Below are 26,642 nucleotides of genomic sequence, written 5' to 3' on the forward strand. Positions count from 1 at the left end.
AATACAAATAATATGACTAGTTATGTACAAATAAAAAAATTTTAAAACTTTTGAAATATGTATATTCGACTTGTAAAGGAAGTTTTCCTCCTTCATCGAAAAGTTTTATAAATATATTTCTATATTTATAAAACAAGGCACGATTAAAATCGCGCCTTGTTATTTTATTATGCAGCGTTGTCTACTAAGAAGTCTACAGCTTTACGCACTTTAAGGTCTTCAGATAAAGCGTCTACGCTTCCAAGAGCTTGCTTGATAGCGTCTACTGGCATACCGTACATTTCAGCCATTTTTTCAACTTCTGCAGTTACTTCTTCTTCAGTAACTTCGATGTTTTCAGCTTCAATGATAGCTTCAAGAACAAGGTTGATTCTTACGCGTTTTTGAGCGTCTTCTTTCATTTGCTCTTTTAACTTGTCAGCGTCAGTACCTGTGAATTGGTAGTAAAGCTCAAGGTTCATACCTTGTTGGCTTAAACGTTGCTCGAATTCACGAACCATACGATCTAACTCAGTGTCGATCATAGCTTCTGGAATCTCGATTTCAGCGTTAGCAGCAGCTAATTCTACTACTTCGTCACGTACTTTGTGCTCAGCTTCGTGCTTTTTGCCTTCTTCTAAGTTTGTACGAAGTTTTGTTTTTAATTCATCAAGAGTTGCAACTTCTTCGTCAGCTTCTTTAGCGAACTCGTCGTTTAACTCAGGAAGTTCTTTTGTTTTGATTTCGTGAATTGTTACTTTGAATGTAGCTGGTTTACCAGCTAATTCAGCAGCGTGGTACTCTTCTGGGAATGAAACTTCAACTTCTTTAGAATCACCAGATTTAAGACCAATTACTTGCTCTTCGAAACCAGGGATGAAAGTACCAGAACCGATTGCAAGAGAATAGTTTTCGCCTTTTCCGCCTTCAAATGCTTCGCCATCAACGAAACCTTCGAAGTCGATTACAGCTGTATCACCGTTTTCAACAGTTCCTTCTTCTTTAACAACTAGTTCAGCTTGACGCTCTTGTAAAGATTTTAATTCGTTCTCTACATCTTCGTCAGTTACAGTTGTTTCAACTTTTTCTACTGCTAAACCTTTGTACTCACCTAATTTAACTTCAGGTTTCACTGTAACTTTTGCAGTGAAGATAAGGTTAGCATTTTTTTCGAACTTCTCGATGTTGATTTCAGGATGATCAACTGGGAAGATACCAGCTTCATCAATCGCTTCACCGTATGCTTTTGGTAAGATGATATCTATAGCATCTTGATATAAAGATTCGATACCAAAGCGTTGTTCGAATAACGGACGAGGCATTTTTCCTTTACGGAAACCTGGTACGTTGATTGTTTGTACTACTTTTTTGAACGCAGCGTCGATAGAGTTGTTTACTTCTTTAGCATCAACTTCGATTGTTAAAACGCCTACGTTACCTTCTAATTTTTCCCATTTTGTAGCCATTTATTCTTTCCCTCCAACTATAATAATGTATGCACATACCTCTATAGATTAAAATCTTCATTATCTCTTTTTTGAAATAACAAAAGTACAAATAATCCTCTAGCAAAAGCTTTCAGATATAATGTTCCAATCTACTAATTGTCTAAAAGACAACTACGGTATATTTTGTTCGAGAATAATATGAAACATATTAAGTAAGAGAATTACACTTCTCTTCTCTTACAAACAGGCAGATTTCTGCCTTTTGCAACCCTTACATTATAACATAGAATATGCTCGTTTCAAGAACCGAACGATTCTTTTTCATAATTATACGGGCAAATATCCTTCTCTTTCAACACGTAATAACCATTGATAGGCAATATGAAACTCTTCTAATTCAATATTATACGCTGTCATAAGCTCTTCTTCATCAATAGTCAATCCGAAACGTTTTCTTCCAATTCTCTCTAAAACAGCAGCCCAAATCTCCACTTTATCCATTAATAGAGCGAATGGGAAAACGCTAATTCGCAATTCTTTCCAATATGTAACCATTGCATCAAATATATCGGGATAATTTTGCTCTAATCGGCTTGATAATGTATGTATAATGTTATCGGATTGCTCCTCATTATGACCTGTAAATGCTGGAATCACCTTGATCGTATTCCCAAACTTTTCCACTTCTACCTCTTCTTCTATTTGATTTTCTATCATTTTATATAAAATAGAAGTTTTCAAATAAGGGTGCTGTTTTTCGTCTATTAAAACTTTCTTTAAAATAGGTAATGCAAGATCCAAGTCTTTTAACGAAAGTTGCTGAATCGCTCTTAGCTTTTGTCCAAAGTTTTCTCCAAACATTTCATTAGTAAACTCATCCAATTCAAAATTCGAATCGACTAGTGACGTATCTACTTCACTTAACATACCTTCTGCAAATAAAGCGAGCTGTGCTAATTTTTCCTTTTGCTCAGGCATTACATCTTTCGTTTGCAAAACCTTTTCAACGATTTCAATGACACCTTCATAATCATTTGTTTGAACTAAAATCGTCACATATGTTTCAAGAATATCACCAAATAATACAGCTCCTGTTTCAAGTAACTGTTCACATTTGTCTTTCGCTTCTTCCATATGTTTTAATTCTAACAAACAAATAACAGAAGCGAGTTCCGTTTGTTCCGTTTCTGCATTATACTGACGTAATATTTCAAAGCAGCGCAATGCATCTTCGAATTTCCGCTCTTTCAGCGCTAAAAAACCTTCATCAATATATCGCTCTGATAGTTGTGGAAACAATACGACCGTATTTTCTTTTTTATCCATACGTCCGCCTCTTTTTCTAGATTTTAATTATCTTTAAAGTAAATATATCAAATGAGTAATAAGAACACAACATCCCAAAACCCTTTGTTTGAAATATGGAAATATTTAATTTTTATATTTGAATATAAACAAATCCTTACCGAAAATTAAAAATGTGCAAATAAAAATCCTCAGCAATTAAAGCAGAGGATTCATCATTAATGGAAAGCTTTTATAATAGTGGGGTATATAACAAGGGTAATAATTTGGAGAACAATAATTGCCATAACAATCATGCTACAATAGAAGATTGGTTTACTTCGCTTCATTAAAAACATAATAATAAGCATCGTACAAGCAAACAAACTTAAAAAGAACAAACTCGTTGTCGAACTAAGTATACCACTCGGGACAAAGAACAATAACACTACACTACAAGTACCTATAATTCCAAATAACCATTCCATTCATTCACTCATTCCCTTTCCCTCTCATGGCAGTTTTTTTACTAAGCGATTAAATGTTTTACAACATCAACTACATACGTTAATTTCTCATACGCTACAAATCCAAAAGCAACTGTTAAACCCGTTACGATTAACCCTTTCATCATTTCTTCCTCCTCGTTTTATCGTTGTTACCTTCATTATAGAGGATTAGCAATTTGTTACCATCGAACTTCCTTACAGTTACCTTACAGAATTGTAAGATTTCAAAATGGATAGAAAAAAACCTCATATTACTTGAGAGGTTTTCACGGAATTTCTCTATAATTACTTACAAGATTAACTTTTTTCTCTTGATTTTTTTTCGGAGAATCCACTCTTAAACTGATAGATTTACTAAATAACTTAGAGTTGAAATAATTATTCGTTACTTTTCTTAACTTACCTTTAAAAATTTTCAATTATAAGAAAACACTTTATTGAAATCATGTTAATATATTTTTATACAATTTAGAATTTAATTTACAAGGGGGATTATATATGTTTAAGAAAATGGCTGCAGATGTATTAGGACTAAGCGATGTTGGTTCTGTCATCACACCGAAAGATTACGATAAAGTTGACGCTGATGATTACGTGATGCATGAAGATGGGGAGAAAATTTATTTTCTAATCAAATCAAAATCAGATGAATATTGTTTCACAAACAAAGGATTACTTCACCTAGATGGTACAAGCGCAACAAGTAAAAAACGTACACTACGCCGCTTTAGCTATAGTAAATATCAAATTAAAAATGTAGCACTTGAAACTGCGGGAACAATTGATTTAGATGTAGAAATTAAGTTTCAAATGGGAGATGAGCATTATTCAATTGATGTTCATAAAAAACATATCGAAGAATTAAAAGATTTATATAAGGCTTTACTTAAAATAGAAGAAATTTCATACGACAACGACATTACATTGCAGTATGCACATAAAAGTCTAGATATGGCATCTAACGCTTTCAGCCGTATTTCAAACGCACAAGTAAATTTAGCAGAACAATTTAAAGAAATGAACGAGATCGCCTTTAACTGGCTCGTTGATACGAAGAAACAATATAACGTGAAAGATTATGGTTTTGTCTTTGACAAATTTATTAATAACTAATTTAAAACAAACAAAAAACCTTGTTATCAAAAGATAACAAGGTTTTTTTAGCGTCCCAGGAGAGAGTTGAACTCCCACTCCGCTCATTTCTGTACTATTTTATATATTTTGATCGCAGTCTTAATATATCTTCTCCTTCACGAATGCCTGCCGATCCCTTCCTCACATTTTTTATGACAGTCCAATCTGGGTTAGTTTCATCACCGATGTTCTGTACTGTAAAGTTGCCATCACCATATTTCCGGTGACCTTCTGCCAATTTCTCCGTTAAATCATTCTCATTTGATCTCGCCATCTTTGCGCCATCTCCCTTTTTTATACAACCTTCTTAAACTGTCCAACCAATCACACGTCCAGTCAATTGGAGATTCTCGTTTTCCGCTTCTATTAATTGTAACACACTGTCGTGGATAAGTTCCGATAACAGCTGCTCAATCGTACTAGAATGGTAAAAAGTTTTATAACATTCTAAGTGAACAATTAGGAGAATATGGATATGGATTTAAGTTCCATCATAAGCCTATCGATTCTTTAAATTAAATATGAGGAACAGGGCGCATAAACGGCGCTCTTTTCTTAATGTACTTCAATCTGTAATATATAATAATTATCATATATTACGTTATGTTTTACACCTCTTGCACATACATCAATTTTTAAACAAACAAAAAACCTTGTTATCAAAAGATAACAAGGTTTTTTTAGCGTCCCAGGAGAGATTCGAACTCCCGACCGTACGCTTAGAAGGCGTATGCTCTATCCGGCTGAGCTACTGGGACATGGAGCGGGTGAAGAGAATCGAACTCTCGACCAGAGCTTGGAAGGCTCTTGTTTTACCACTAAACTACACCCGCATATGTTATTTTATTTTTCTTCGTTAGCGCTGTTGCCCTATCGACAATATTTATTATATGTATAACCATACATAAAGTCAACACCTTTTTTAAAAGAGGATAATTTTTCTTATCCTCTTTTAAAAACTGCTTGTTCAACTAGTTGTCCGTCTAATGTTTCAAAACGAACTTCCATTTGATTTTCATCCATTTCTAATAAAGCAAATGTCTTTTCTACACGCTGACGTGGCAATAAAATACTGCCTGGATTAATAAATAATACGCCGTCGATTAATTCTGCACCTAATACGTGAGAGTGTCCGAAGCATGCAACTTGCGCCCCTACCTCTTCTGCATGGTACGCTAATGTTTGTAATGTCATTTTCACGTTATGACGATGTCCGTGCACAACTACGAAACGAATGCCATCTACATCAGTTACAATTTCGTCTTGAAAGTTAGCATAATCACAGTTCCCTTTTACAACATGGAAACCTTGCAGCTCTTCATGAGCAGGCGTTAGCTCTGAATCACCGCAATGAATCATGATATCTACTTTTCCTTCATATTTCTCTTTCAACTGCTGTAATTCCTTCACGGAGCTATGACTATCGCTTACGATTAAAGCTTTCATCAATCTCTCTCCCTTATTCTCCTAAAAACCATTCAGGGATTTTTTCTTCTAACTTACGAAGAGCACGTCCACGGTGGCTAATGGCATTTTTCTCATCTGAACTTAGTTCCGCCATCGCTTTTTTATATTCTTCCACATAAAAAATCGGATCATATCCAAAGCCGTTTTCCCCGCGGCGCTGCTCTAAAATATACCCTTCGCACGTCCCGTTTACAATGACAGGCTTTTTATCACCTTCAGGGAAAGCCACTGCTAATGCACAGTAGAAACGAGCTTTACGCTTTTCAAACGCTATGTCATTTAATTCTTGTAACACTTTATCAATATTCGCTTGATCATCTTTCGGCTCTCCAGCAAAACGAGCTGAATACACGCCCGGTTTTCCATTTAAAGCATCTACAATAAGACCTGAATCATCCGCGATTACGATCGCATTCAGCTGTCTACTCAGACTATCCGCTTTTAAGATCGCATTTTCTTCAAATGTTTCACCAGTTTCTTCGACTTCTTCAATATGAGGAAAATCGTGTAATGATTTTACTTCTAAATCAAATCGCTCAAATAACTCAGCAAATTCACGTACTTTCCCCATATTTTTTGTCGCTACAACAACTTGTTTCATACTTTCCACCTCTACTCTATATGAGATACGATGTCACCTAACGCTTCTTTTTGCATGTCAATCAGTTGGAAGATGCCTTGTTCCGCAGCATCAAGCAATTCATTTAACTGCGCTCTGCTAAACGTCGCTTCTTCTCCAGTTCCTTGCACTTCAACAAACTGGCCTTTTCCAGTCATAATCACGTTCATATCAACGTCTGCTTTAGAATCTTCTACGTAGTTTAAATCTAAAACAACACCTTGCTCTTCAACAATCCCTACTGACGTTGCTGCTAAATAATCTTTTACTGGAATTTTAGATACTTTTTCTGCTTGTAATAACTTCTCAAACGCTAATACCATTGCTACATATGCACCTGTAATAGAAGCAGTTCTCGTTCCACCATCCGCTTGAATAACATCACAATCAATCCAAACCGTTCTCTCACCAAGTGCTTCTAAGTCAACTACCGCACGTAAAGCTCGTCCAATTAAGCGCTGGATTTCCATTGTACGTCCTGTTACTTTCCCTTTACTTGATTCCCTAATTGTACGTTGTTCTGTTGCACGTGGAATCATCGCATATTCAGCTGTTACCCAGCCCTTTCCTTCTCCACGCATAAACGGTGGGACACGCTCTTCAATTGTCGCTGAGCAAATTACCTTTGTATCCCCAACCTCAATTAATACTGATCCCTCTGGATTTTTTAAATAATTCGTATGAATATGTATATGGCGTAATTCTGTTTTCTCTCTACCATCTACTCGCATAAAAATAACCTCCTCATAACTACTTGTTAGTATAGCCAAATTTAAATGTATGATATGTATACAATAAAAGAAGAGGAACCCAAAAAGCAATTCCCCTTTCTTACTTAAGTATATCAAATTATTGAAGATTAAAAACTACCTGTATTCACGTTTTCTGGACGATCGACAGGTTTTATTAACTTTCCGCCCTTTTCATCTATAAGATTCGCTTTACCATTTACTTCAATAGAAACACTTTTCACGCCTTTCTTTTCTGTTAAAGATAAAACTAACGACTTCAATACGTAATTTGAAACCATATTTTTATCTGGGTTTATAAATATATTTTCATTAAAGTTTAATGTAAGATTTCCATCTTGTAACTTCGGATTCGTAATCAACTTAACTCCTGGATTAAAATCATTCAGAAGCGATTGATGAATCGGTCCTTTTACAAGTTCATCTATAATTGCTGCATAATCACTTTCTTTCCCTTCTACAACGCGGCGTGTTACTGGCACGTAGTATTGCTGTTTATTATTATTTTGTGCCATAAAATAAAGTGTAACTGGTTTTGTATTTGTTACATCCGCTACTTGTTCATCATCGAAGTTGATACCATTAGCACGGCTCACCCCTTCACCAAGCGGTGTACCACCAACAGGCATCTTCGCCAATTTCTCACCATTTATTTGGAACTGCACTTGTTTTATTTCTTTAAATTGCGTCAACGTCCACGCTATTGACTCAACCATTTGACGCTCTTCTTCTTTTGCATAGTTTTTCATTTCTTTAGAGAAATCAATGACTGCCGTCCCATCTTTTTTCAAATTTAAGGTCATCGATGTATTCGCTGGAATGACTGCACGGAACCCATTCGGTAATAAATTCGTTACCGGTCCATCTTTCACAAGGTACTCTAACGTTTGCTGAATGACCTCATTCGCTTTCGGAGTAGGTATAGCTAACGTTTGCGGTACAACATAACCATTTTTATCAACAAGGTATAGTTCTCTATTCACCGTTTGTCCTTGCTTATCTTTCTTAGCTACTTCTTTCTTTCCACCCTCTGTATACGTAACTTGTTTTGGCGGATCAATTTGTTCCGTTGCTTTCTCCTGATTTATAAAGCCACACCCTGTTAGTAAAACAGCGCTCACAGTAGCACCAACAACCCATTTAAAAGTGGATTTAGGCATGCCATTCCCCCCTAAAATCTAAGTTTGTACTATTATGTATACGAGCTGTTTCATGTTTTAGAACTAGCTATACTTCTTATAAAGTGAAACTTTAATCAATGGTGGTCTTACTGCCCGGCAAATAGCGGGATAAACAAAAAACTCCTGATTTCTCAGGAGCTCACTTATATAAATTCTACTATTATTTTTTTTCTAAATAAATATGTTTCACATTTTCAATCGGTTGACCGAACCATTTTGATGCAATTTCTTTAAATAGTCCTATTTTTCCTGTTGTTAAGAAGAGATGATCACTTTGTTCCTCTCCCTCATTCAACATTTTACTATGGTATAAAATTGTACTTACTTCGCGCGCTGTTTCATCACCTGAACTAATTAGTTGTACTTTATCTCCCATTACTTTTTTAATAACAGGACCTAAAATTGGATAATGTGTACACCCTAAAATAAGTGTATCAATATCAGTATTTTTCAGTGGTTGCAACGTTTCTCGTACAACTTCATACGCCATTTCACTTTCAAAATTCCCACTCTCTACAAGCTCAACGAAAGGCGGACACGCTAAACTTTCTACCATAACACGGTTATTAATAGACTTTAACGCTTCTTCGTACGCACCACTTTTCACCGTTCCAATTGTTCCAATAATCCCAACATGATACGTGTTTGTCACTTTTAAAGCTGTACGTGATCCTGGGTGAATCACTCCTACCACTGGAATTGGTAATTGTTTCTGCATCTCTTCTAATACAACCGCAGTTGCTGTATTACACGCAATAACTAACATTTTGATATTTAAATCTAGTAAATGCTCCGTCATTTCCCACGTAAATTGACGCACTTCTTCTCGAGAACGTGGACCATAAGGGCAACGTGCTGTATCCCCTAAATATATAATGCGCTCTTTCGGCAACTGACGAATTAATTCCTTCGCTACTGTTAAACCGCCAACTCCTGAATCGATAACACCGATTGCTCTATTCAACTTCATCACCCGTTTTCTCATTCATCATCTTATTTTATCATTATATTTTACACACTTTAAGTTCGCTCACTTAAACTGCTTCTGTATGAAAATTTTCATTTGTACCTGTATAGACTAGGACTTTTTTATTTTGCTCCTTTTTTTCATAATTTGCAAGACAGAAAAATAACCGACCTTCTATATGAAAGTCGGTTTCTTCTATATAAAGTACATATTTATCGCTCCATCTTTTTTTGGAAAGAAGACATTCCTATTAATAAGAAGAAATGAGCAGAGATTAAAATGACGATTAAAATAAAATTCAAACGATAACTATTTGTAGATTCCATAATTTTGCTCGCTACAGCTGGTCCAAATGCCATACCGAAAAAGTTAATTAAATTATATAAACCAAGACCGACTCCAACTTTAGCTGGATGTAATGTTTTCGGTATAAATGTGTTTACTGATACTTGAATGGCTGAATAACTCATAAACGTTAAAATAATCGCCAACACAATAACGACTATGTTCCCGTTTGGAATAATCCCTAAAATTAAAAAGCCAACGATCATAATGACAGACGCTACATAAATCATATTCACATTTCCAAACGAAGGGACAATCTTTCCAGTAATAAAACTAGATACAATACCAAAAAGTGATGCAACAAACAAAACAATTCCGATAACAAATGGAGACAATCCGTGCTCTCTACCTAACAGCAATGGTAATAATAATAAACTAGCACATAGCGCCACATTCATTATAAATCCGACCGCTATTAAACGAAGAAATGGTTTATTTGTAAACAACTCAATATCAATAAATGGATGCTCCGCGTTCTTCATACGAACCGTGAATAAAAATAAGAAAGCTACCGATAACACAAATAGCCAACTATTAATATTTACACCTAATAAAACAGTCGTAATGAACGCAAATAATAACACCGCTCCAATGTAATCAAAATGAAACGCTCCATCCGTATGCTGCGCCTCTTCTGGCATAAATTTCATAAGCAAGAAAATCCCAACTACTGAAATAACCATAAATAAAAATAAATATGGCCACCCCAATGTATTTGTAATAGCCCCGCCAACTAAAGGACCAACACCTATTGCTAATGCAATAGAAGAACTAATCATCGCTAACGCACCAGGCTTCTTATCAGGAACAACTAATTTTGCCACTGCAATCATACTAAGCGCAATAAACGCCGCGCCCCCACTTGCCTGCACTAATCTTGCAAGAATGGTAATCGCATAAGATTGATTCATAAATCCAATAATAGAACCCGCTACAAATATGATAATTGAAATAATTAATAGTTTTTTTACACTATAACGATCAGCCAACTTCCCGTAGATCATCGAACCAATACCGATAACTAACGAATACCCTACTACAACCCAACTTACTTTCGATTGGCTAATGGATAAATCATTCGCAATATCCTCTAAAGCTACATTAAATAACACCGCATTCATCGGTCCTAATAAAACGATAAAACATAATGTGAAAACAAACCATTTTGAATGGTTGCTTATAACTTTCCCCATGTGTAACACCTCTCCTGATTGTAATAATTCTAAATGAAAAATAAAGTTGTTTAGCTCTGCTATCACTATTAAACAACTTCATCAAATGTATACATGTATCGCGCGACAAACTGAATTCGAAACGAAACATGTACGTTGTTCGATATTCATGGAACTATCATAGTTTCAGCATTACACTTTGTCAACGAAAAACATACAAAGTGAACTAATTTAGTGTTTTTAGTTTACTTTGTTCAAAAATTATTATACACTAATTTCGAATCCGATATAAGGAGGACTGACATGGTTATTCAAATTTGCAATTTCTAACTTAATAAAATCAAGTAAATAAAGAATTTTTATATAGAAGAAACATTACAGGAGGATTATGATGAAGAAAAAAATGTTAGTTGTATTAACGAGCGTAGAAAAATATCCAAATTTAAATAGAGCGACTGGGCTTTGGCTCGGTGAAGCTGTCCATTTCGTTAAAAAAGTAGAAGACGCTGGTTACGAAGTAGATTATGTCAGCCCACAAGGCGGCTATACACCGATTGATCCGCATAGTTTAGCAATGGCGGAGAGCGTCGATTGGGAATGGTATCAAAAGAAAGAATTTATGAATCGTCTCGGTTCTACAATGAAACCGAGTGAAGTGAATCCAGCAGACTACGCTGCGATTTATTACGCAGGCGGTCACGGTGTAATTTGGGACTTCCCAGAAAATAAAGAACTTCAAATGATTAGCCGCAACATTTATGAAAATGACGGAATCGTCTCCTCTGTTTGTCACGGAGCTGCTGGTTTATTTCATATCACATTAAATAATGGGGAACGCTTAATTAGTGGCAAAAAAGTAACAGGATTCTCAAATGAAGAAGAAAAACTAGTTGAATTGGATCAATTCGTTCCATTTTTAACAGAAGATGAACTCATTAAAAATGGAGGGCTTTACGAAAAAGCCGCGCAACCTTGGGAAGCTTACGCTGTAGAAGATAATCGTGTTATAACTGGTCAAAACCCAGCTTCAGGTGGTCCAGTAGCTGAATTAGTATTACAACACATAAAAAATAACATGTAATAAAAAAAGCAGGTTTTCCATTACTATAGGAAAACCTGCTTTTTTACGAAATCATTTGCAAAATAGCAATAACTTCTTTTTCAATTTCCGAATCATCAATTGCTTCTATATACTTTGGTTTAAAAAGTTGGTACTTCTTTAGTTGATAAAAATCAAGTATCGCTTTCTTTAACGTAATATCGTACTGAATACAAAAAGAATGATCTATAATACGTCTTAACATCACATCATCTTGCACCATAAATAATTGTGCGTTCATTTTATTAAAGTAGCCTTGTTCCATACCCGCTTCAAAAAACATTTGCAAATTATGATTACGATTTTGTTGTGCAGCAACTAACCGATCAGATAAGTGCGGATATGCCTCTTTCAAATCTTGTAAAAAGACATCAGAAATATATGTCACACACTTTAAAGAATGGATAAACGTCTTTTGGAAACGTTCTGCAAAAGACATACTTTCATCTTGATTATCCGCATCTCCTTCAAGAAGGTAGTTCATAAAATCTTCTACCACAGCTTCAATAATCTCATCTTTTGAAGAAAAACGTTTATATAAAGTAGCTTTACTAATATCCATATACTTCGCAATTTCATCTATTTTCAATTGGCTAAAACTCGTTTTTCTAATAACGGGCTTTATTTTATTAATATAAGTGTTTGCACACGCAACTTTTCTCATTAAAAGAGCCTCCCCTTTTGTCCATACAAAATAGTATAGCAAATTCACGATTAATTATAAATGAAGTCATTATACTCAATACATCTTTTTAGTTTAAGGTATTTTTCATTTGCACTATAGAAAAAATGCCCGCTACCTTTATTAGTAGCGAGCATTTTTTCTATAATTTATTTACAGCTCTTCTTATAGCTTTCCCTATTTCCATACTAGACTGCGGGTTTTGCCCTGTAATTAAATGTCCATCTACTACTACATGCGGTGTGAAATTTGGAGCAACATAAAACAAAGCCCCTTCTTCTTTCAATTTACTTTCTAATAAAAACGGCACTCGCTTTTCTAAATGTACAGCTTTTTCCTCATCATTCGTATAACCTGTTAAACGCTTACCGGCACTAAAAAACGAGCCATCCTTATTTTTCACACCGACTAAAGAACTTACTCCGTGACAAACAGCCGCTACAATTCTGTTATTGTTATACATATTCTCAATTAAATTTGCAACATATGGATTACCCGGAAAATCTACAATCGCCCCGTGCCCACCACCAAATAAAACTGCATCATAATCCGAAAAATGAACATTTGAGATCGGCTTCGTATTTTGCAATAAAGAAGCGACATACTTAAATTCACGAGGTATGCCATTTGGAATAGACACTCTATCAATAGGTACTTTACCGCCCTTTATCGACACAATATCAACATCGAACTTAGCCTTTTTAAATACATTATAAGGAGCTGCGAGCTCTTCCAACCACAAACCAGTCGGGTGTCCATTCATATCATGAGCGCTTGTTGAAACTAACAATATCCTTTTCAACATATCCCCTCCTTACTACCTATTTATGTATGGAGTGTTCTTATCATTCATACAGCAAGCGGAAAAAACGAGAACAACAAGCTGACCTTTTGTATAAAATTCTGCTTGTTGTTCTCGTTTGAATTATTTCGTACAAAGATGTTCACAATCTGATAGCTTTTACCTCCAACGCCACGCAATCGTGTTATCCTCCATATGAATAGCAGGTATATTAATCCCTAAATACCGCTGATCATCCTCATCAAAAATAGACCAATTTTCTTCATATGAAAATTCAGGGTCTATGCTTTCAAAATCAAATACACTATCTTCGTCTAACATCTCACGAAAATATTTTTGGAACGGTTTACTATTCTCGAATAGATGAATTGTTCCATACATCCATGGCATGTCTCCAAAAACATCTTTAATTTCACCTATCTCCATATCCTTAAAATACAACTTCATATTTGCACCTTCTTATTTATAAATGACAAAGATACCTAACCTGAATACCTCATCATGTTCTAAAACAATTATTTTTAACATTTCTGCCTGAAACATACCTTCCCTCTCAAAGTCTGAGATACCTTTTTAAATTCAAAATATAAGCAAAAAAAATAGCCGACTCTTTATATAAGCCGGCTTTCTTTTTATAGTTCGAGCTCTCCCATGCGAAGAAGCTCAACAACTGCTTGTGAACGTCCTTTAACTCCTAGCTTTTGCATTGCGTTTGAGATGTGGTTGCGTACTGTTTTTTCACTGATAAAAAGTTCACCTGCAATTTCCTTCGTTGTTTTATCTTGAACCAGTAATTCAAATACTTCTCTCTCTCTTTTTGTGAGTAACGGTTTAGATTGATACGCTTTTTCCTTCAACTGGTATAACCCTCCTTGCTTAAGCCAGAGCCGTGTATGTGTAAGTTGGGTGTTTATTTAGTCAAGATATTGTATGAACGAAATGTGCGGGTGGTGAATGAAAATGGGCTTTATTTCACATGTTATTTTAGACTTTTATACAGTGCACACACTCTTTGTATCCACTCACTTTCCAATACGCCATATTTGTTCTAGTAATATACTGACAACTGTACCTACGAACAATCCATTTCCGAATATATATTGCATAACAGACGGCAAGGTTTGAAGTGCTCCAGACGGTAAAAACATAACACCGCTTCCAAATAATACAGCAACTCCTAAAATCGTTACATTCCGTTCGCTCATTGGCACTTGTTTTATATTATGAAAACCAATTCCAATTAGCTGTACGAACGAAGCCATTAAAACCGCAGATGCGACAGCGGATGGCAACGATGCTAAGTAACGAATAATACTTGGAAACAGTGACATTACGACTAGTAACATACATGCTAGTAAGAATGATCGTATATACTTTTGTTTCGTTAAACGTATAAATCCTGCCGTTGCTGGTAATGGTACGACACCTACAGTTGAAAATACAGAAGAAATGATATGTGAAATCCCTCCAACCCACGTACCATCCTTCAACTGTTTCTGTTCAATAGTCCCTTTTTGAATAGTAGCTTGATTAATTGCTATAATTGCTGCCACTGTATTTGAAACTAAAATACATACCATAACGAAACTTGATACAGCCATACCTGTATTCCACTTTGGAAGTCCCCAAGCAAGTATTTGCGGAAGTTGCACAAAATGAGTTACTTGAGATGGAATCGTAACTTTTCCTGCAATGAGAAAAAGAATCCACCCACTAATTAATCCTATTAAAACTGCATAACTTTTGACAAAACCTTTTCCAAAATTAGATAGTATAATAACGAACAAAAATATACTAAACGCGATTATCGCTGTAAATCCATCGATTTGAGAAACGGTAGCAGTAATTCCTAGCATTCCTTTTAGAAATACACCGCTTAATTGTAAACATAATAAAAGTAAAAACGTCCCTGTCACAAGCGGCGTGAATAAAAATAAAATACGTCCGATAAAACCAGTTACTCCTAATCCTATTAAAACAACACCGGAAATTATCATTCCTAATTCTAAAATTTGCAACGTACTATGTAATTGATCTTGTCCGACAGTCGCGTAAGCAAGTACGGTAAATACGCCAACCCAAGATCCAGCTGGGCCATCCGCAATCGGTAGTCTATGTCCAAACCACCCTTGTAAAAAAGAAGATATACCAACTACAAAAAACGTACGCTGCATTAAATAAAATATTTCTTCCGTCGTAAGATGAAATAATCCGCCAACGACAATTGGTAGTGCGATTGAATTCGCTAATAAAAATATAAACCATTGCAAAGTTCCCATAATATGATTTTGGTTATGTTGATTGTCCAAATTTTTCATCCTTTCTAGCTTCCCTATAAGAAATATATTGCAAGCATAACAAAGAAGGGTTCTACACTCACAATTAGAACCCTCCCCTAAACATTCAAACGATTCTTTTACACAAGATTATTTAATTCCACCTCATTTAAACTTCCAACAACAATATTCCCTTTATGCACGACTAAACGTTTCTCTGTTTGACGCGCTACCGCTTCAGCAGTACATGTTGCATTCGTCAAAACAAAACTCGCTTCATCTCCTACATTCGGCCATGCTCGCTTCCCTTCATTGTTTAACGTTTCTTTTCCTCCCGTAATAAAGCGAAGGGCTTTTCCTAAAGACCTTTCGTCACTCCAGCCAAAACGTTCCGCTAATCGATTTGCCTTTTGCAGCATATCACCTGTGCCAAACGGTGACCAATGATCAGTAATACTATCATTTCCTAATGAAACTTTCACACCTTTTTTATCTAATAACGGAATTGGGATTACTTGTTTCCCAATTGGCACCGTTGAAGTAATATCAATGTTTAAAGCAGCTAGTCTTTCCGCCACTTCTTCAACTTCTTTATCCGTAACACCACCAAGTCCAAGCGCATGACTAATTGTTACGCGACCTTGCCATCCCGCTTCTTCTGTTAAACTTGCCAATCGCTTCATCGTAAACGTCCCAAGATTATTCGCATCATGCAGATGAATATCAACATCCGCATTAAATTCTACTGCGATATCCATAATGGTATGTAATGATTTTTCAATATCATTATCCACTGTAGCTGGATCCACTCCACCGACTAGGTGCGCACCCATACGCATCGCATCTTTCACAAGTTGCACAGAATTGCTGCGCAATAATCCATGTTGCGGAAAAGCAACAATTCTACCAGAAACCTGATTTTTATATGTTTCCAACGCCGCTAACGTCGCCTCCAAATTACCAAGTCCAATAATCGGATCAACATTACAATGCGTTCTTATATTCGTTGCACCATTTCGAAGCAATAACGCTAACATATTTTCTGCCCTATCTTGAGCAGTTGCTAATTGCTTCGGCAGAATTTTTTCTTCTTCATGAAAACGCGTAAAAATATTCTCTGCTGGCATACATGCTTTCCAAGGGCCACTATAATACGTCTTATCAATATGAATATGCATCTCTTCGAAAGCAGGCAAAATCAATAAACGATTAGCATCAAGAATTAGTACCTCTTCCTCTTGAACAGCCCCCGCTATCATTTTTTTAATTCGTCCGTCTTCAATGAGTAAACTACATAACTCTGTTTCTGTTCGGGAAATTCTTCCCTCTTCATATGTATACCCCGATTCAAGCATTACATTAGTCAACCAATATACTGTCATCTCTATTTCCCCCACCCTTTATTAAAAGTTACCTTATATCCCTTACTATAATTGTAATATCAACTGAAAATTAAGACAATTAATACGACTGTTCCCTAAAAAAAATGTCATACAACCTCATAGTCTTCTCATAAATTTCCATATAGAATAGAAGTATATAGTTTGCTATAAAGTAAAACTTTGATTAGTGGGGGTTTTGTTCATCCCCCACTGATCATTAGTTGAACCAATCGGGCTTTAACGGGCAGTTAAAGCGGGATAAAAAGGAGTGGATTGGAAGATGTCAAAAAGATTATGTAAATCCGAAACTGATAAAATGCTATTTGGTATATGCGGTGGTTTAGGGGAATATTTTGATATTAGCTCTACTCTCATTCGCATACTTTGGGTCATTGCTATTTTATGTTTTGGGACGGGGTTTTTAGTTTATTTTATTTGTTTATTACTTATGCCACGCTCTTACTAATAACATTTTTTCATATATTTGAGCATAGCGTACAAAAAATCCCCCTATAGATTTTTCTATAGGGAATTTTTTCATGAAGAATATTTCATCGTTAAATGTAATACTGCTACTTCATCTTCTTCATTTCTATAACTATGTTTCTTATTCGCTTCAAATTGAATAGAGTCAAACTCATTTAATTCGTATACATCGCTTTCTACTTGAATCCATACTTTCCCTTTCATTACCGTTACAAGCTCAATAGCACCTTCATGATGAGCTTCTGGTTCATATATACTATTCGATCTTAAACAAGCACGGTGCATTTCCATCCCCGTTTCTTTCGTATAACGGAACATCGTTTCTAAGTGCCATGCTTGTCCTACATCTACTGCAAATCCTTCTCCACAGCGCGCCACAGCTACAGGTTCTCCAACAACCATCAGTCTCGATAAAGGAATCGATAACCCTTTCGTTATTTTCCAAATGACAGCTAACGTTGGATTCGTTTCGCCTCTTTCAATCTTTCCTAATGTTAATTTACTAACTCCTGTTTTTTGAGCTAATTCTTCTAAACTTAATTTTTGTTCATTTCGAATTTGTCTTAACAGCTGACCTACTTGCTGAATGACTTCTTTCGTTTGCATATCTTCATATTCTTTCATCTATAAAACCACCTTAAAGTATAAAATAGTTTACTTTTATTATTTTTAAGTATATTATACTATACATAATCATCAAATTCCGAAAGGAGTGCTATACTTCATGCGCGCAATTTTATTAGGCCTTTTATCATCAGCCTTTTTTTCCGCAACCTTTATTATTAATCGAGCGATGAATGTATCTGGAACGAGCTGGGCCTGGACAGCTTCCTTCCGTTTTTTATTTGCTCTCCCTATTTTATTCCTTATCGTTTTATTTCGCAAAAACTTAAGAGGTTTATGGGAAGAATTAAAGAAACATCCATTAGCGTGGATTGGATGGGGGTCTGTTGCTGGTATTGGTTTCTATTCTTTATTAAGTTTCGCAGCTGTCTTTTCTCCAGCTTGGCTCGTTGCTGGAACTTGGCAAGTTACTATATTAGCAGGGCTACTTTTATCACCGTTATTCTTCGTTAAAATAGAAACGAAATCAGGCACAAAACTTGTACGCGGAAAAATTCCACTTCGTAGTTTATATGTTGCATTATTTATTTTACTTGGTGTAATTTGTATGCAAGCAACTGCAGCAGGTCATATTACAATGACTCAGTTCATTTCAGGTTTTTTACCTGTCGTAGTAGCAGCCTTCTTATATCCATTCGGCAACCGAAAAATGATGGAACTTGTTGGTGGACGTCTTGATACGTTCCAACGTGTATTAGGAATGGCAATAGGAAGTCTACCTATAACAATTTTACTTGGTATATACGGATTTTCTACTACTGGTATTCCAACATCCAGCCAAATGTTGCAAGGATTTTTATTAGCATTATGTTCTGGTGTAATTGCAACGATGACATTTTTCTTTGCTACTGACTTAGCCAAAGATAACTTCGCTCTACTTGGAGCTGTTGAAGCAACGCAAGCTGGAACGATGGTCTTTACCGTGCTTGGCGAAATTGTTTTCTTGAATGGTTCATTTCCTGGTGGTCTTTCCCTACTTGGAATGATTATTATTATGTTAGGAATGGTTGCAAATAGCGTTTTAAACCGTTCTGCTCCAGTCGTTAAGCAGAAAAAAACTGCATAAAAAAGAGTATAGTTCTCTAACAAAGAACTATACTCTTTTTTTATTGTCCTCCTATTTCGCCTTATCAGAATAGTATTTCATTAGCTGTTTATACTAAAACCTATGTTATAATACGTTTCATGCGCAATATTAGGAGGTAAATTATGTTAAAAAAAGCAATCGCTGAATTTATTGGTACATTTGTACTTGTATTATTCGGAACTGGAGTAGCTGTCATTGACGGCGGAATTGAAGGAATTGGAACATTAGGAATCGCTATGGCTTTCGGTCTATCTATTGTGGCTATGGCATATAGCATCGGGACAATTTCTGGATGTCACATTAACCCAGCAGTATCAGTAGCAATGTTCATCAACAAAAGAATGAACGCTATGGAACTTTGTTATTATGTATTAGCTCAAATTTTAGGTGGTTTATTAGGAACTGCAACGTTAGTAACGATTTTACGCTCTGCTAAAACACCTTTAGATAATTTAGGACAAAATGGCTTTGGAACTCTTGGTTTATCTGGAGCATTTCTAGTTGAATTTATTTTAACTTTCGTATTCATTTTAGTTATCGTTGCTGTAACAGGTAAAAAAGGAAGTTCTTCTCTAGCAGGATTAGTAATTGGTTTCACATTAGTTTTAGTTCACTTATTAGGTATTCCGTTAACTGGAACTTCTGTTAACCCAGCTCGTAGTATCGCACCAGCTTTATTCGCTGGCGGAGAAGCACTTTCTCAACTATGGGTATTCATCGTTGCACCAATTCTTGGTGGTATCGTAGCAGCTATTGTTGGTAAATTTATTTTAAATACTGAAAAATAGAATTTTCAATATTTCTGACTAAAAAAAGGCGAGCCCTCATTATGAGGTTGCTCGCTTTTTTACTCTTTCATTTTAGACTTTAAGTTTGTAACTAATTGATCTACTGTTACATTTGCAAGTACGTTTTCCATCGCTTCTTGCGCTTGCATTAAAATAATTTCTAATACTGATTGAATATTAGCTCCTACTGGACATTCAATGTTGGGATTTTCATGGAAGGAAAATAGTTGCCCTTCTTCTACAACTTCCACTGCTTTATATACATCAAGTAATGTAATTTCTTCTAAATCACGAGCAAGTGTCGTACCACCTTTACCAGCTTGTACATCAACAAGTCCTGCTCTCTTCAACATTCCTGTAATGCGACGAATCACAACTGGATTTGTATTCACACTACCAGCAATCCATTCAGAGGTACAGCGAGAGTTTCGATCTATCGCAAGTAATGTCAGCATATGAACACCTACTGTAAACCGACTACTAATCCCCATCTGCACACCCTCCTTTGTATTCATTCTATTAAAAGACGACTCTTATTATTATATACTATTTTTAATTTATACATAAAGAAAAAGCATGATTTCAATAGGAAATCATACTTTTCTCTCATTATTGACGCTTTATAAATTTCGCTAAATCTTTAAATTTCACTTTATCTGAGTAATTCATTACGCCGTTTACGTAAATGCGGCTTGCAAGCATATTGATGATAACGATAGTCACCAATAAAATTACTAACGTCACACCAATTTCTACAGCCCCAGCTTCACCAGCTACAAGTCTTGAAAATGTAACCATAGGTGTAAAGAATGGAATATATGAACTAACTACAGCTAATGTACTATTAGGATCAAATAATGATTTAATACTAATGAAAAATGCTGCTATCCCTAACATTGTAATTGGGAACGAAAGAGACTGTACATCCTCAATTTTTGATACAACAGCACCAACCGCTGCATATAACATCGCATATAGTAAGTAACCCGTTACAAAATATACAACGAACATACTAATTACTACCGCATCCAATTTAGAAAAGTCTAGTGTAAGTCCTATTAAAGATGCGTTTTCTAAATCTACCCAACCTAATAAATATGGTACAAGAAAACCGAAGGAAGCAATAACTAGTAATAGTAAAGCACTAGAAACAATTGCTAAAATTTTGGCATGTAGCATTGTTAATGGTTTTACTTTCGGAAGCATTAACTCCATAACACGAGATGATTTTTCAGATGCTATCGTCGTTCCAATTGCAGTTCCAAACACAATAATAAACATATATAAGGCAAACGAGAAAACATAACCAATTCCAAAGGAAGATGCATGATCCTTTACTGCCTCTTGCTTTAACGGAATTTCCATCTGTAACTGTTTGGCTACTTCTGCAGATACATTATTTTTTTCAATCATTACCGCTGTATACTGTTCCTTTAAATAACTTGCCATAAGTGTAGCTGTTGATTGGCTCGGAAAACCACTATACATATACGTCACTTCTGGAATACCATTCTTTTCTGTAATACGGAATAAGCCATCTAAATCCCCATCTTCCACTTGCTTACGTAGCTCATTAAATTTATCCTTATTTTCTACAGTTACTTTAGCAGACGGAAGTAACTTTGTTATATCACTTTCTTGTACTTTATAAGTATCGCTTTCAGTTACTACCGCAAATTTATCTTTTCCTTTATCGTTATCAGCAGTGAAATGATTAAATGCGAAAAGTCCAAACACAACTAAAAATAAAATCGCACTCGTAATTAATGATTTTTTAGATAAAAACGCTTCCCTAAAATAAAATGAAAATACGTGAGAAAATTTACGCATCGTTATTTCGCCCTCTCTACAAAGATTTCGTTTAACGTCGGCTCTAACATTTTAAATTGTCGTAAGGTAACACCTTGTTCTTGCAATTGTTGTAAAATCTTTAGAGCTTCTGCATCATCTTGTACTTGCACATAAAGAAGGCCTTGTTGTTTTTCATACGATACATGAATAGCTTCTAATCCCTTCGCATTCTCTTCTATATCTTCAATCGTTAAATTGCGGAAACCGTATTCTTTTTTAATATCACTTAACTGGCCTTTTACGACTGCTTCGCCTTTTTTCAAAATACATACATGTTGGCAAAAAGCCTCTACTTGTTCCATACGATGACTGGATAAAATAATTGTCTTTCCGCTCTGTACTTGTTCTTCAATAATGCTAGCTAACATTCCAGCATTAACTGGATCCAGTCCACTAAATGGTTCATCTAAAATGAGAAGTTCAGGATTATGAAGAAGAGCAGCAATTAATTGGATTTTTTGCTGATTTCCTTTTGAAAGCTCTCCTGCCGTTTTAAATTTATATTCTGGTATCGCTAATCGCTCTAACCAGTGATCAATAGCAAGATCTACTTCTTTTTTCGTCATTCCTTCTAATCTACCAAAATATCGCAACTGGTCTATTACTCTACTTTTTGTATATAAACCTCTTTCTTCTGGTAAATAACCAATTGTTACCCCACTAGTCCCAAATGATTTTCCATCCCATGTAATAGAGCCTTCATTAGGCGTTAATAATCCGAGAAGCATTTTGATTGTCGTTGTTTTCCCTGCACCATTTCGTCCAAGTAATCCTAGTACTTCACCTTTTGGTAACGAAATTTGCAAACCGTTCACTGCTTTTGATTCCCCAAATAGTTTCGTTAAGTTTTGAATTTGTAAACTCAAAGTATAAAGCCTCCCCTTTAATATCATTCATACTCTCTTTCAAAGACTATGTTTATTCAGGATAAAATATAGCACTACACTTCATCCTCTTAGTATGTAACATCTTCTTAATCCATCATTTGTTCTATTTAGTTAAAATTGTAAATAATATCATTTCGTTTGTCAATTATAATTGTCATTAAGACAATAAAAGTTGTCAAAATGATTTCCATCATTTTTCTCATCTTTCTAATATAGGACATACTACTATATATACAAAAGACAATATGCAAATGTTCATAAAAAATTTTTATATTTTAATATATAATATAAGATGATTTTCTAACATCAAGGAGGATACATATGAAGATGAAGAGGGGTATTACCACTTTATTATCTGTAGCAGTTCTATCTACATCGCTTGTAGCATGTTCAGGAACACCAGAGAAAACAGTGGCAAAAGAAGAAAAAGTAAAATTAACAGAACAGCAATTAATGGCTGATTTATGGTATCAAACAGCCGGTGAAACGAAAGCGCTTTACTACCAAGGGTACAATATCGGTCAATTGAAGCTTGATGCAGCTCTTGCAAAAGGGACAGAGAAAAAGCCTGCTATCGTACTTGATTTAGACGAAACTGTTTTAGACAACAGCCCTCATCAAGCAATGAGCGTAAAAACAGGAAAAGGCTATCCTTACAAATGGGATGATTGGATTAATAAGGCTGAAGCTGAAGCCCTTCCAGGCGCAATTGATTTCTTAAAATATACGGAATCTAAAGGTGTAGATATTTACTACATCTCAAATCGTAAAACGAAACAACTAGATGCAACAATTAAAAATCTTGAGCGTGTAGGTGCTCCTCAAGCAACGAAAGAACATATATTACTACAAGATCCGAAAGAAAAAGGAAAAGAAAAACGCCGTGAACTCGTTTCTCAAACACATGATATCGTCTTATTCTTCGGTGATAACTTATCTGATTTCACAGGTTTTGATGGGAAATCTGTAAAAGATCGCAATCAAACAGTTGCAGATTCAAAAGCACAATTTGGTGAGAAATTTATTATTTTCCCTAATCCAATGTACGGTGATTGGGAAGGCGCTTTATATGATTATGATTTCAAAAAGTCAGATGCAGAAAAAGATAAAGTCCGTCGCGACAACTTAAAATCATTTGAAGAAAAATAAAAGAGGATGGCATTCGCCATCCTCTTTTATTTTTCTTTCTCTGTTAAAGGCAAGATAAATACTTCCACACGTCTATTCTTAGCCTTTCCTTCTTGTGTATCGTTTGGAGCAATCGAACGGTATTCTCCGTAACCAATCGCACTAAATTTTTCTGGTTGTAATTCTTTATTTTGCAGTAATACTTGCATAAAATTAACTGCCCGCTGCGTACTTAATTCCCAGTTCGACGCAAACTGCGCATTGGCAATAGGGACATTATCCGTATGACCCGATACTGTAATTTCACGAGGTGACGCTGAAACAAGTAAGCTAGACATCTCTTTTGCAATCCCTAAAGATTCTAATTTCACATCTGCTTTCCCCGAATCAAACAGTATATTCTCTAATATTGTCACCATTAATCCCTTTTCAGTTAATTTAGTTTGAAAAGAAGAGGATAATTGTTTTTCATTAATATATTGATCAATCTTTTTTTGTAATGCTTTCAATTCATCCATCTCTTTTTTTTCTTTCGCTCTAGCTTCTTCTTGTTTTTTTGCTTGTTCTGCCTCAAGGCTACTTGCTGATAATTCTTTTTCATCATTTGGCTTTTGATCACTTAAAAATTCTTTGTTACCTGTTCCACCGGCTAATTCACTTCGAAAAGCAACTGCCATCTGTTTAAACTTCGCAGCATCTATACTACTCATTGCGAATAAAACGATGAACAATGCAAATAACAACGTTAACATATCTGAATATGGAATTAACCAAGTTTCGTCGATATGCTCATCATGTTTTTTCTTTTTGCCTCTTCTATTTTTCTTACTCCGCATTTTTTTCTGCTCCTTGTTCTAGCTTTTTACGCTCAGTTGCAGAAAGTGAACCTAAAATGCGGTTCTTCATAATAAACGGATATGTACCTTCTTGTAACATTAATAAACAATCAATGATTAAACGTTTTTTCTCGATTTCAGCTGCAGATTTTTGTTTTAACTTATTTGCAAATGGATGCCATAATACATAACCTGAAAAAATACCAAAAATCGTTGCAATAAACGCACCTGAAATAGCATGTCCTAACTTTTCAATATCAGTTAAATTACCAAGCGCAGCTACAAGACCAATAACAGCACCTAAAACTCCTAATGTCGGTGCATATGTACCAGCTTGAGAAAAAATTGCTGCTCCTTTTGCATGCCTTTCTTCAATTGCTTCTAATTCAGCTTCTAAAATCTGCTCTAAGTCTTCTGCGGATACGCCATCAATCACAAATTTCATACCACGCAAAAGAAATTCATCTTGAATTTTGTCTAATTGTTGCTCTAAAGACAAAATACCGTATTTTCTACTTTCTGATGTCCAATGAACAAATAATTCTAGCAACTGTTCATAACTTAAATCCTTTTTATTTGAACCAAAAAGAACTTTAAATAATTTTGGAACCCTTCTTAGTTGATTCATCGGAAATGCTATACATACTGCAGCAAATGTACCGATAAAAATAATTAATGCTGCGGCAGGATTCAATAAGGATGTTACGTCAGCGCCCTTGACGACCATCCCTACTACTACCGCTACAAATCCTAAAATAAGCCCAATAATTGTTGCAAAATCCATTCCCATTCACTCCTAGTCTATACAAGAAGTTCTTCATTCTCGATAATCGCTACATCTTCTTATGTATATATATTACATAAAAAATTCATTTCATGAAAGATAAGAAATGAATTAAATAAAAAAATACTACATTTTTACACATTTTCTGACATTTTCTTTGCATTTCTATTACGTTATGACTCTTATATTTCTTTTTCAACAAACTAGACTTATAATAAAAACGATACATATTTTATTAAGAAAGGACTGTGATTACAAGGTATCATGAAAAAAATAATCATTATTTCTGCCGCTACTATTGTAATCGGTATCACATCTTTCGCTTATTTCGGTTCTAAATCGCCACTACAAAATGAGGCGAAAGCTGTCGAAAATCAAAAACATAGTAACCATCAAAAAGAAGAGATTCCTGCTTTTCCTAAAGCTGATCATAATGCAAAGAAACTAGACAATAATTTTTTCGTTGTAACAAATCCAGAATCTAATCTTGTATTAGTTAATAAACATCGTAAATTACCAGACGGATACACACCTGAAGACTTAACAAGACCAAATGTACCATTTACTAGTCCAAAAGATAAAGAAAAAACGCTACTGCGTAAAGATGCTGCAGATGCGCTTGAAAATATGTTTGAAGCGGCAAAGAAAGAAGGACTTGAACTTACAGGTGTATCTGGTTATCGTTCATACAAACGCCAAAAATCATTACATGATACGTACGTTAGACGTCAAGGAAAAGCTGAAGCTGATTCAGTAAGTGCCATTCCTGGTACGAGTGAACATCAAACTGGTTTAGCAATGGATATTAGTTCAAAATCTGCTAAATTCCAATTAGAGCCTATTTTTGGAGAGACAGCCGAAGGAAAATGGGTTGCAAAACATGCCCATGAATTTGGCTTTGTCATTCGTTATTTAGAAGATAAAACAGAAACAACAGAATATTCATATGAACCGTGGCATTTGCGCTACGTTGGTAATCCATACGCTACATACATATATAAACATCATTTAACATTAGAAGAAGCAATGAAAGACAAAAAATAAGAGAGCAAATTGCTCTCTTATTTTTCTTTTAC

29 protein-coding genes and 2 tRNA genes are annotated in these 26,642 nt (G+C 35.3%); 7 read left to right on the plus strand and 24 right to left on the minus strand.

Going from position 1 to position 26,642, the window contains the following annotated elements; genetic code table 11:
- Nucleotides 1-167: 167 nt before the first annotated feature.
- The 3 genes from tig to NHG49_RS22700 form a co-directional block, all read right to left on the minus strand.
- Nucleotides 168-1,445, minus strand: a complete 1,278-nt coding sequence (gene tig, locus NHG49_RS22690; protein WP_064474678.1) for a trigger factor — start codon at nucleotides 1,443-1,445, stop codon at nucleotides 168-170.
- Nucleotides 1,446-1,754: 309 nt separating this feature from the next.
- Nucleotides 1,755-2,753 (minus strand): hypothetical protein, encoded by a 999-nt coding sequence (locus NHG49_RS22695; protein ID WP_088048061.1) that lies wholly within the window; start codon nucleotides 2,751-2,753, stop codon nucleotides 1,755-1,757.
- Between the two features lie 197 nt (nucleotides 2,754-2,950).
- Entirely contained in the window at nucleotides 2,951-3,199 is a 249-nt protein-coding gene (locus NHG49_RS22700; RefSeq protein WP_001973787.1) for a hypothetical protein, read from the minus strand.
- A gap of 519 nt (nucleotides 3,200-3,718) precedes the next feature.
- On the opposite strand from NHG49_RS22700, the gene NHG49_RS22705 reads away from it, so the two are divergent.
- On the plus strand, nucleotides 3,719-4,333 hold the full coding sequence (locus NHG49_RS22705) for a PH domain-containing protein (RefSeq protein ID WP_000473874.1): 615 nt from the start codon (nucleotides 3,719-3,721) through the stop codon (nucleotides 4,331-4,333).
- A gap of 94 nt (nucleotides 4,334-4,427) precedes the next feature.
- Here the strand turns inward: NHG49_RS22705 and NHG49_RS22710 are convergent, their stop codons facing one another.
- From NHG49_RS22710 to NHG49_RS22750, 9 genes are all read right to left on the minus strand, one after another.
- Nucleotides 4,428-4,628: a hypothetical protein gene (locus tag NHG49_RS22710; protein WP_000124457.1), complete on the minus strand. Its 201-nt coding sequence runs from the start codon at nucleotides 4,626-4,628 to the stop codon at nucleotides 4,428-4,430.
- Between the two features lie 410 nt (nucleotides 4,629-5,038).
- Nucleotides 5,039-5,112: transfer RNA gene (locus NHG49_RS22715), tRNA-Arg, on the minus strand.
- Nucleotide 5,113: 1 nt separating this feature from the next.
- Nucleotides 5,114-5,187 (minus strand) — tRNA-Gly (locus NHG49_RS22720).
- 109 nt (nucleotides 5,188-5,296) lie between these two features.
- Nucleotides 5,297-5,800 (minus strand): metallophosphoesterase, encoded by a 504-nt coding sequence (locus NHG49_RS22725; protein WP_064474675.1) that lies wholly within the window; start codon nucleotides 5,798-5,800, stop codon nucleotides 5,297-5,299.
- Nucleotides 5,801-5,813: 13 nt separating this feature from the next.
- A complete protein-coding gene (locus NHG49_RS22730) occupies nucleotides 5,814-6,422 on the minus strand; it encodes an XTP/dITP diphosphatase (protein WP_046956272.1) in 609 nt (202 codons plus the stop codon).
- 11 nt (nucleotides 6,423-6,433) lie between these two features.
- Nucleotides 6,434-7,171, minus strand: a complete 738-nt coding sequence (rph, locus tag NHG49_RS22735; RefSeq protein ID WP_001261774.1) for a ribonuclease PH — start codon at nucleotides 7,169-7,171, stop codon at nucleotides 6,434-6,436.
- 128 nt (nucleotides 7,172-7,299) lie between these two features.
- Nucleotides 7,300-8,349: a spore germination protein GerM gene (gene gerM / locus NHG49_RS22740; protein WP_088048059.1), complete on the minus strand. Its 1,050-nt coding sequence runs from the start codon at nucleotides 8,347-8,349 to the stop codon at nucleotides 7,300-7,302.
- A gap of 181 nt (nucleotides 8,350-8,530) precedes the next feature.
- Nucleotides 8,531-9,340 carry a glutamate racemase gene (gene racE / locus NHG49_RS22745; protein ID WP_088048058.1) on the minus strand — a complete coding sequence of 270 codons (810 nt, stop codon included), beginning with the start codon at nucleotides 9,338-9,340 and terminating at the stop codon, nucleotides 8,531-8,533.
- A 209-nt stretch (nucleotides 9,341-9,549) separates the two neighbouring features.
- A complete protein-coding gene (locus NHG49_RS22750) occupies nucleotides 9,550-10,875 on the minus strand; it encodes an MFS transporter (protein ID WP_088048057.1) in 1,326 nt (441 codons plus the stop codon).
- Nucleotides 10,876-11,245: 370 nt separating this feature from the next.
- Here NHG49_RS22750 and NHG49_RS22755 point away from each other — a divergent pair, with 370 nt between their 5' ends.
- On the plus strand, nucleotides 11,246-11,935 hold the full coding sequence (locus NHG49_RS22755) for a type 1 glutamine amidotransferase domain-containing protein (RefSeq protein ID WP_258126534.1): 690 nt from the start codon (nucleotides 11,246-11,248) through the stop codon (nucleotides 11,933-11,935).
- Between the two features lie 43 nt (nucleotides 11,936-11,978).
- Here the strand turns inward: NHG49_RS22755 and NHG49_RS22760 are convergent, their stop codons facing one another.
- From NHG49_RS22760 to NHG49_RS22785, 6 genes are all read right to left on the minus strand, one after another.
- Nucleotides 11,979-12,617, minus strand: a complete 639-nt coding sequence (locus NHG49_RS22760; RefSeq protein ID WP_088048055.1) for a TetR/AcrR family transcriptional regulator — start codon at nucleotides 12,615-12,617, stop codon at nucleotides 11,979-11,981.
- 160 nt (nucleotides 12,618-12,777) lie between these two features.
- Entirely contained in the window at nucleotides 12,778-13,440 is a 663-nt protein-coding gene (locus NHG49_RS22765) for a type 1 glutamine amidotransferase domain-containing protein (RefSeq protein ID WP_088048054.1), read from the minus strand.
- A gap of 156 nt (nucleotides 13,441-13,596) precedes the next feature.
- Complete coding sequence (locus tag NHG49_RS22770; RefSeq protein ID WP_154131241.1) at nucleotides 13,597-13,884, minus strand: hypothetical protein; 288 nt, start codon at nucleotides 13,882-13,884, stop codon at nucleotides 13,597-13,599.
- A 185-nt stretch (nucleotides 13,885-14,069) separates the two neighbouring features.
- Complete coding sequence (gene gerE, locus NHG49_RS22775) at nucleotides 14,070-14,294, minus strand: spore germination transcription factor GerE (protein ID WP_000659484.1); 225 nt, start codon at nucleotides 14,292-14,294, stop codon at nucleotides 14,070-14,072.
- 165 nt (nucleotides 14,295-14,459) lie between these two features.
- Complete coding sequence (locus NHG49_RS22780; RefSeq protein WP_088048052.1) at nucleotides 14,460-15,755, minus strand: purine/pyrimidine permease; 1,296 nt, start codon at nucleotides 15,753-15,755, stop codon at nucleotides 14,460-14,462.
- A 98-nt stretch (nucleotides 15,756-15,853) separates the two neighbouring features.
- A complete protein-coding gene (locus NHG49_RS22785) occupies nucleotides 15,854-17,095 on the minus strand; it encodes an amidohydrolase family protein (RefSeq protein ID WP_098101645.1) in 1,242 nt (413 codons plus the stop codon).
- Nucleotides 17,096-17,375: 280 nt separating this feature from the next.
- On the opposite strand from NHG49_RS22785, the gene NHG49_RS22790 reads away from it, so the two are divergent.
- Complete coding sequence (locus NHG49_RS22790) at nucleotides 17,376-17,561, plus strand: PspC domain-containing protein (RefSeq protein ID WP_000044335.1); 186 nt, start codon at nucleotides 17,376-17,378, stop codon at nucleotides 17,559-17,561.
- Between the two features lie 71 nt (nucleotides 17,562-17,632).
- Here the strand turns inward: NHG49_RS22790 and NHG49_RS22795 are convergent, their stop codons facing one another.
- A complete protein-coding gene (locus NHG49_RS22795) occupies nucleotides 17,633-18,205 on the minus strand; it encodes a helix-turn-helix domain-containing protein (protein ID WP_064474666.1) in 573 nt (190 codons plus the stop codon).
- A 100-nt stretch (nucleotides 18,206-18,305) separates the two neighbouring features.
- On the opposite strand from NHG49_RS22795, the gene NHG49_RS22800 reads away from it, so the two are divergent.
- Both NHG49_RS22800 and NHG49_RS22805 read left to right on the plus strand, forming a co-directional pair.
- The gene (locus tag NHG49_RS22800) at nucleotides 18,306-19,271 is read left to right on the plus strand and encodes a DMT family transporter (RefSeq protein ID WP_064474665.1); all 966 of its coding nucleotides are present in this window, start codon (nucleotides 18,306-18,308) and stop codon (nucleotides 19,269-19,271) included.
- Between the two features lie 143 nt (nucleotides 19,272-19,414).
- Nucleotides 19,415-20,080: an aquaporin gene (locus tag NHG49_RS22805; RefSeq protein WP_258126536.1), complete on the plus strand. Its 666-nt coding sequence runs from the start codon at nucleotides 19,415-19,417 to the stop codon at nucleotides 20,078-20,080.
- A gap of 59 nt (nucleotides 20,081-20,139) precedes the next feature.
- On the opposite strand, the gene NHG49_RS22810 is transcribed toward NHG49_RS22805, so the two are convergent.
- The 3 genes from NHG49_RS22810 to NHG49_RS22820 all read right to left on the minus strand — a co-directional run bounded on the left by NHG49_RS22810 (nucleotide 20,140) and on the right by NHG49_RS22820 (nucleotide 22,797).
- Entirely contained in the window at nucleotides 20,140-20,571 is a 432-nt protein-coding gene (locus NHG49_RS22810) for an Rrf2 family transcriptional regulator (RefSeq protein WP_000512998.1), read from the minus strand.
- A gap of 118 nt (nucleotides 20,572-20,689) precedes the next feature.
- Nucleotides 20,690-21,910 (minus strand): ABC transporter permease, encoded by a 1,221-nt coding sequence (locus NHG49_RS22815; RefSeq protein ID WP_064474664.1) that lies wholly within the window; start codon nucleotides 21,908-21,910, stop codon nucleotides 20,690-20,692.
- 2 nt (nucleotides 21,911-21,912) lie between these two features.
- On the minus strand, nucleotides 21,913-22,797 hold the full coding sequence (locus NHG49_RS22820; RefSeq protein ID WP_064474663.1) for an ABC transporter ATP-binding protein: 885 nt from the start codon (nucleotides 22,795-22,797) through the stop codon (nucleotides 21,913-21,915).
- Between the two features lie 342 nt (nucleotides 22,798-23,139).
- On the opposite strand from NHG49_RS22820, the gene NHG49_RS22825 reads away from it, so the two are divergent.
- Nucleotides 23,140-23,967, plus strand: coding sequence for a 5'-nucleotidase, lipoprotein e(P4) family (locus tag NHG49_RS22825; RefSeq protein WP_258126537.1), 828 nt, complete (start codon nucleotides 23,140-23,142; stop codon nucleotides 23,965-23,967).
- A gap of 26 nt (nucleotides 23,968-23,993) precedes the next feature.
- On the opposite strand, the gene motB is transcribed toward NHG49_RS22825, so the two are convergent.
- Both motB and motA read right to left on the minus strand, forming a co-directional pair.
- Nucleotides 23,994-24,782 (minus strand): flagellar motor protein MotB, encoded by a 789-nt coding sequence (gene motB / locus NHG49_RS22830; RefSeq protein WP_064474661.1) that lies wholly within the window; start codon nucleotides 24,780-24,782, stop codon nucleotides 23,994-23,996.
- Nucleotides 24,772-25,566 carry a flagellar motor stator protein MotA gene (gene motA, locus NHG49_RS22835; RefSeq protein WP_258126539.1) on the minus strand — a complete coding sequence of 265 codons (795 nt, stop codon included), beginning with the start codon at nucleotides 25,564-25,566 and terminating at the stop codon, nucleotides 24,772-24,774. Before motA ends, motB begins: the two co-directional genes overlap by 11 nt.
- Before the next feature lie 264 nt (nucleotides 25,567-25,830).
- Between motA and NHG49_RS22840 the strand changes: the two genes are divergently transcribed.
- On the plus strand, nucleotides 25,831-26,610 hold the full coding sequence (locus NHG49_RS22840; RefSeq protein ID WP_258126540.1) for a M15 family metallopeptidase: 780 nt from the start codon (nucleotides 25,831-25,833) through the stop codon (nucleotides 26,608-26,610).
- The last annotated feature ends 32 nt before the right edge of the window (nucleotides 26,611-26,642 follow it).

Origin of the sequence: Bacillus sp. IBL03825 (assembly GCF_024712505.1) — a bacterium.
In the GTDB taxonomy this organism is placed as follows: domain Bacteria; phylum Bacillota; class Bacilli; order Bacillales; family Bacillaceae_G; genus Bacillus_A; species Bacillus_A wiedmannii.

Coding starts and splice junctions, on each gene's coding strand:
- tig (WP_064474678.1), bottom strand. CDS start 1,445: ATGGCTACAAAATGGGAAAAATTAGAAGGTAACGTAGGCGTTTTAACA.
- NHG49_RS22695 (WP_088048061.1), bottom strand. CDS start 2,753: ATGGATAAAAAAGAAAATACGGTCGTATTGTTTCCACAACTATCAGAG.
- NHG49_RS22700 (WP_001973787.1), bottom strand. CDS start 3,199: ATGGAATGGTTATTTGGAATTATAGGTACTTGTAGTGTAGTGTTATTG.
- NHG49_RS22705 (WP_000473874.1), top strand. CDS start 3,719: ATGTTTAAGAAAATGGCTGCAGATGTATTAGGACTAAGCGATGTTGGT.
- NHG49_RS22710 (WP_000124457.1), bottom strand. CDS start 4,628: ATGGCGAGATCAAATGAGAATGATTTAACGGAGAAATTGGCAGAAGGT.
- NHG49_RS22725 (WP_064474675.1), bottom strand. CDS start 5,800: ATGAAAGCTTTAATCGTAAGCGATAGTCATAGCTCCGTGAAGGAATTA.
- NHG49_RS22730 (WP_046956272.1), bottom strand. CDS start 6,422: ATGAAACAAGTTGTTGTAGCGACAAAAAATATGGGGAAAGTACGTGAA.
- rph (WP_001261774.1), bottom strand. CDS start 7,171: ATGCGAGTAGATGGTAGAGAGAAAACAGAATTACGCCATATACATATT.
- gerM (WP_088048059.1), bottom strand. CDS start 8,349: ATGCCTAAATCCACTTTTAAATGGGTTGTTGGTGCTACTGTGAGCGCT.
- racE (WP_088048058.1), bottom strand. CDS start 9,340: ATGAAGTTGAATAGAGCAATCGGTGTTATCGATTCAGGAGTTGGCGGT.
- NHG49_RS22750 (WP_088048057.1), bottom strand. CDS start 10,875: ATGGGGAAAGTTATAAGCAACCATTCAAAATGGTTTGTTTTCACATTA.
- NHG49_RS22755 (WP_258126534.1), top strand. CDS start 11,246: ATGAAGAAAAAAATGTTAGTTGTATTAACGAGCGTAGAAAAATATCCA.
- NHG49_RS22760 (WP_088048055.1), bottom strand. CDS start 12,617: ATGAGAAAAGTTGCGTGTGCAAACACTTATATTAATAAAATAAAGCCC.
- NHG49_RS22765 (WP_088048054.1), bottom strand. CDS start 13,440: ATGTTGAAAAGGATATTGTTAGTTTCAACAAGCGCTCATGATATGAAT.
- NHG49_RS22770 (WP_154131241.1), bottom strand. CDS start 13,884: ATGAAGTTGTATTTTAAGGATATGGAGATAGGTGAAATTAAAGATGTT.
- NHG49_RS22780 (WP_088048052.1), bottom strand. CDS start 15,755: ATGAAAAATTTGGACAATCAACATAACCAAAATCATATTATGGGAACT.
- NHG49_RS22785 (WP_098101645.1), bottom strand. CDS start 17,095: ATGACAGTATATTGGTTGACTAATGTAATGCTTGAATCGGGGTATACA.
- NHG49_RS22790 (WP_000044335.1), top strand. CDS start 17,376: ATGTCAAAAAGATTATGTAAATCCGAAACTGATAAAATGCTATTTGGT.
- NHG49_RS22795 (WP_064474666.1), bottom strand. CDS start 18,205: ATGAAAGAATATGAAGATATGCAAACGAAAGAAGTCATTCAGCAAGTA.
- NHG49_RS22800 (WP_064474665.1), top strand. CDS start 18,306: ATGCGCGCAATTTTATTAGGCCTTTTATCATCAGCCTTTTTTTCCGCA.
- NHG49_RS22805 (WP_258126536.1), top strand. CDS start 19,415: ATGTTAAAAAAAGCAATCGCTGAATTTATTGGTACATTTGTACTTGTA.
- NHG49_RS22810 (WP_000512998.1), bottom strand. CDS start 20,571: ATGGGGATTAGTAGTCGGTTTACAGTAGGTGTTCATATGCTGACATTA.
- NHG49_RS22815 (WP_064474664.1), bottom strand. CDS start 21,910: ATGCGTAAATTTTCTCACGTATTTTCATTTTATTTTAGGGAAGCGTTT.
- NHG49_RS22825 (WP_258126537.1), top strand. CDS start 23,140: ATGAAGATGAAGAGGGGTATTACCACTTTATTATCTGTAGCAGTTCTA.
- motB (WP_064474661.1), bottom strand. CDS start 24,782: ATGCGGAGTAAGAAAAATAGAAGAGGCAAAAAGAAAAAACATGATGAG.
- motA (WP_258126539.1), bottom strand. CDS start 25,566: ATGGATTTTGCAACAATTATTGGGCTTATTTTAGGATTTGTAGCGGTA.
- NHG49_RS22840 (WP_258126540.1), top strand. CDS start 25,831: ATGAAAAAAATAATCATTATTTCTGCCGCTACTATTGTAATCGGTATC.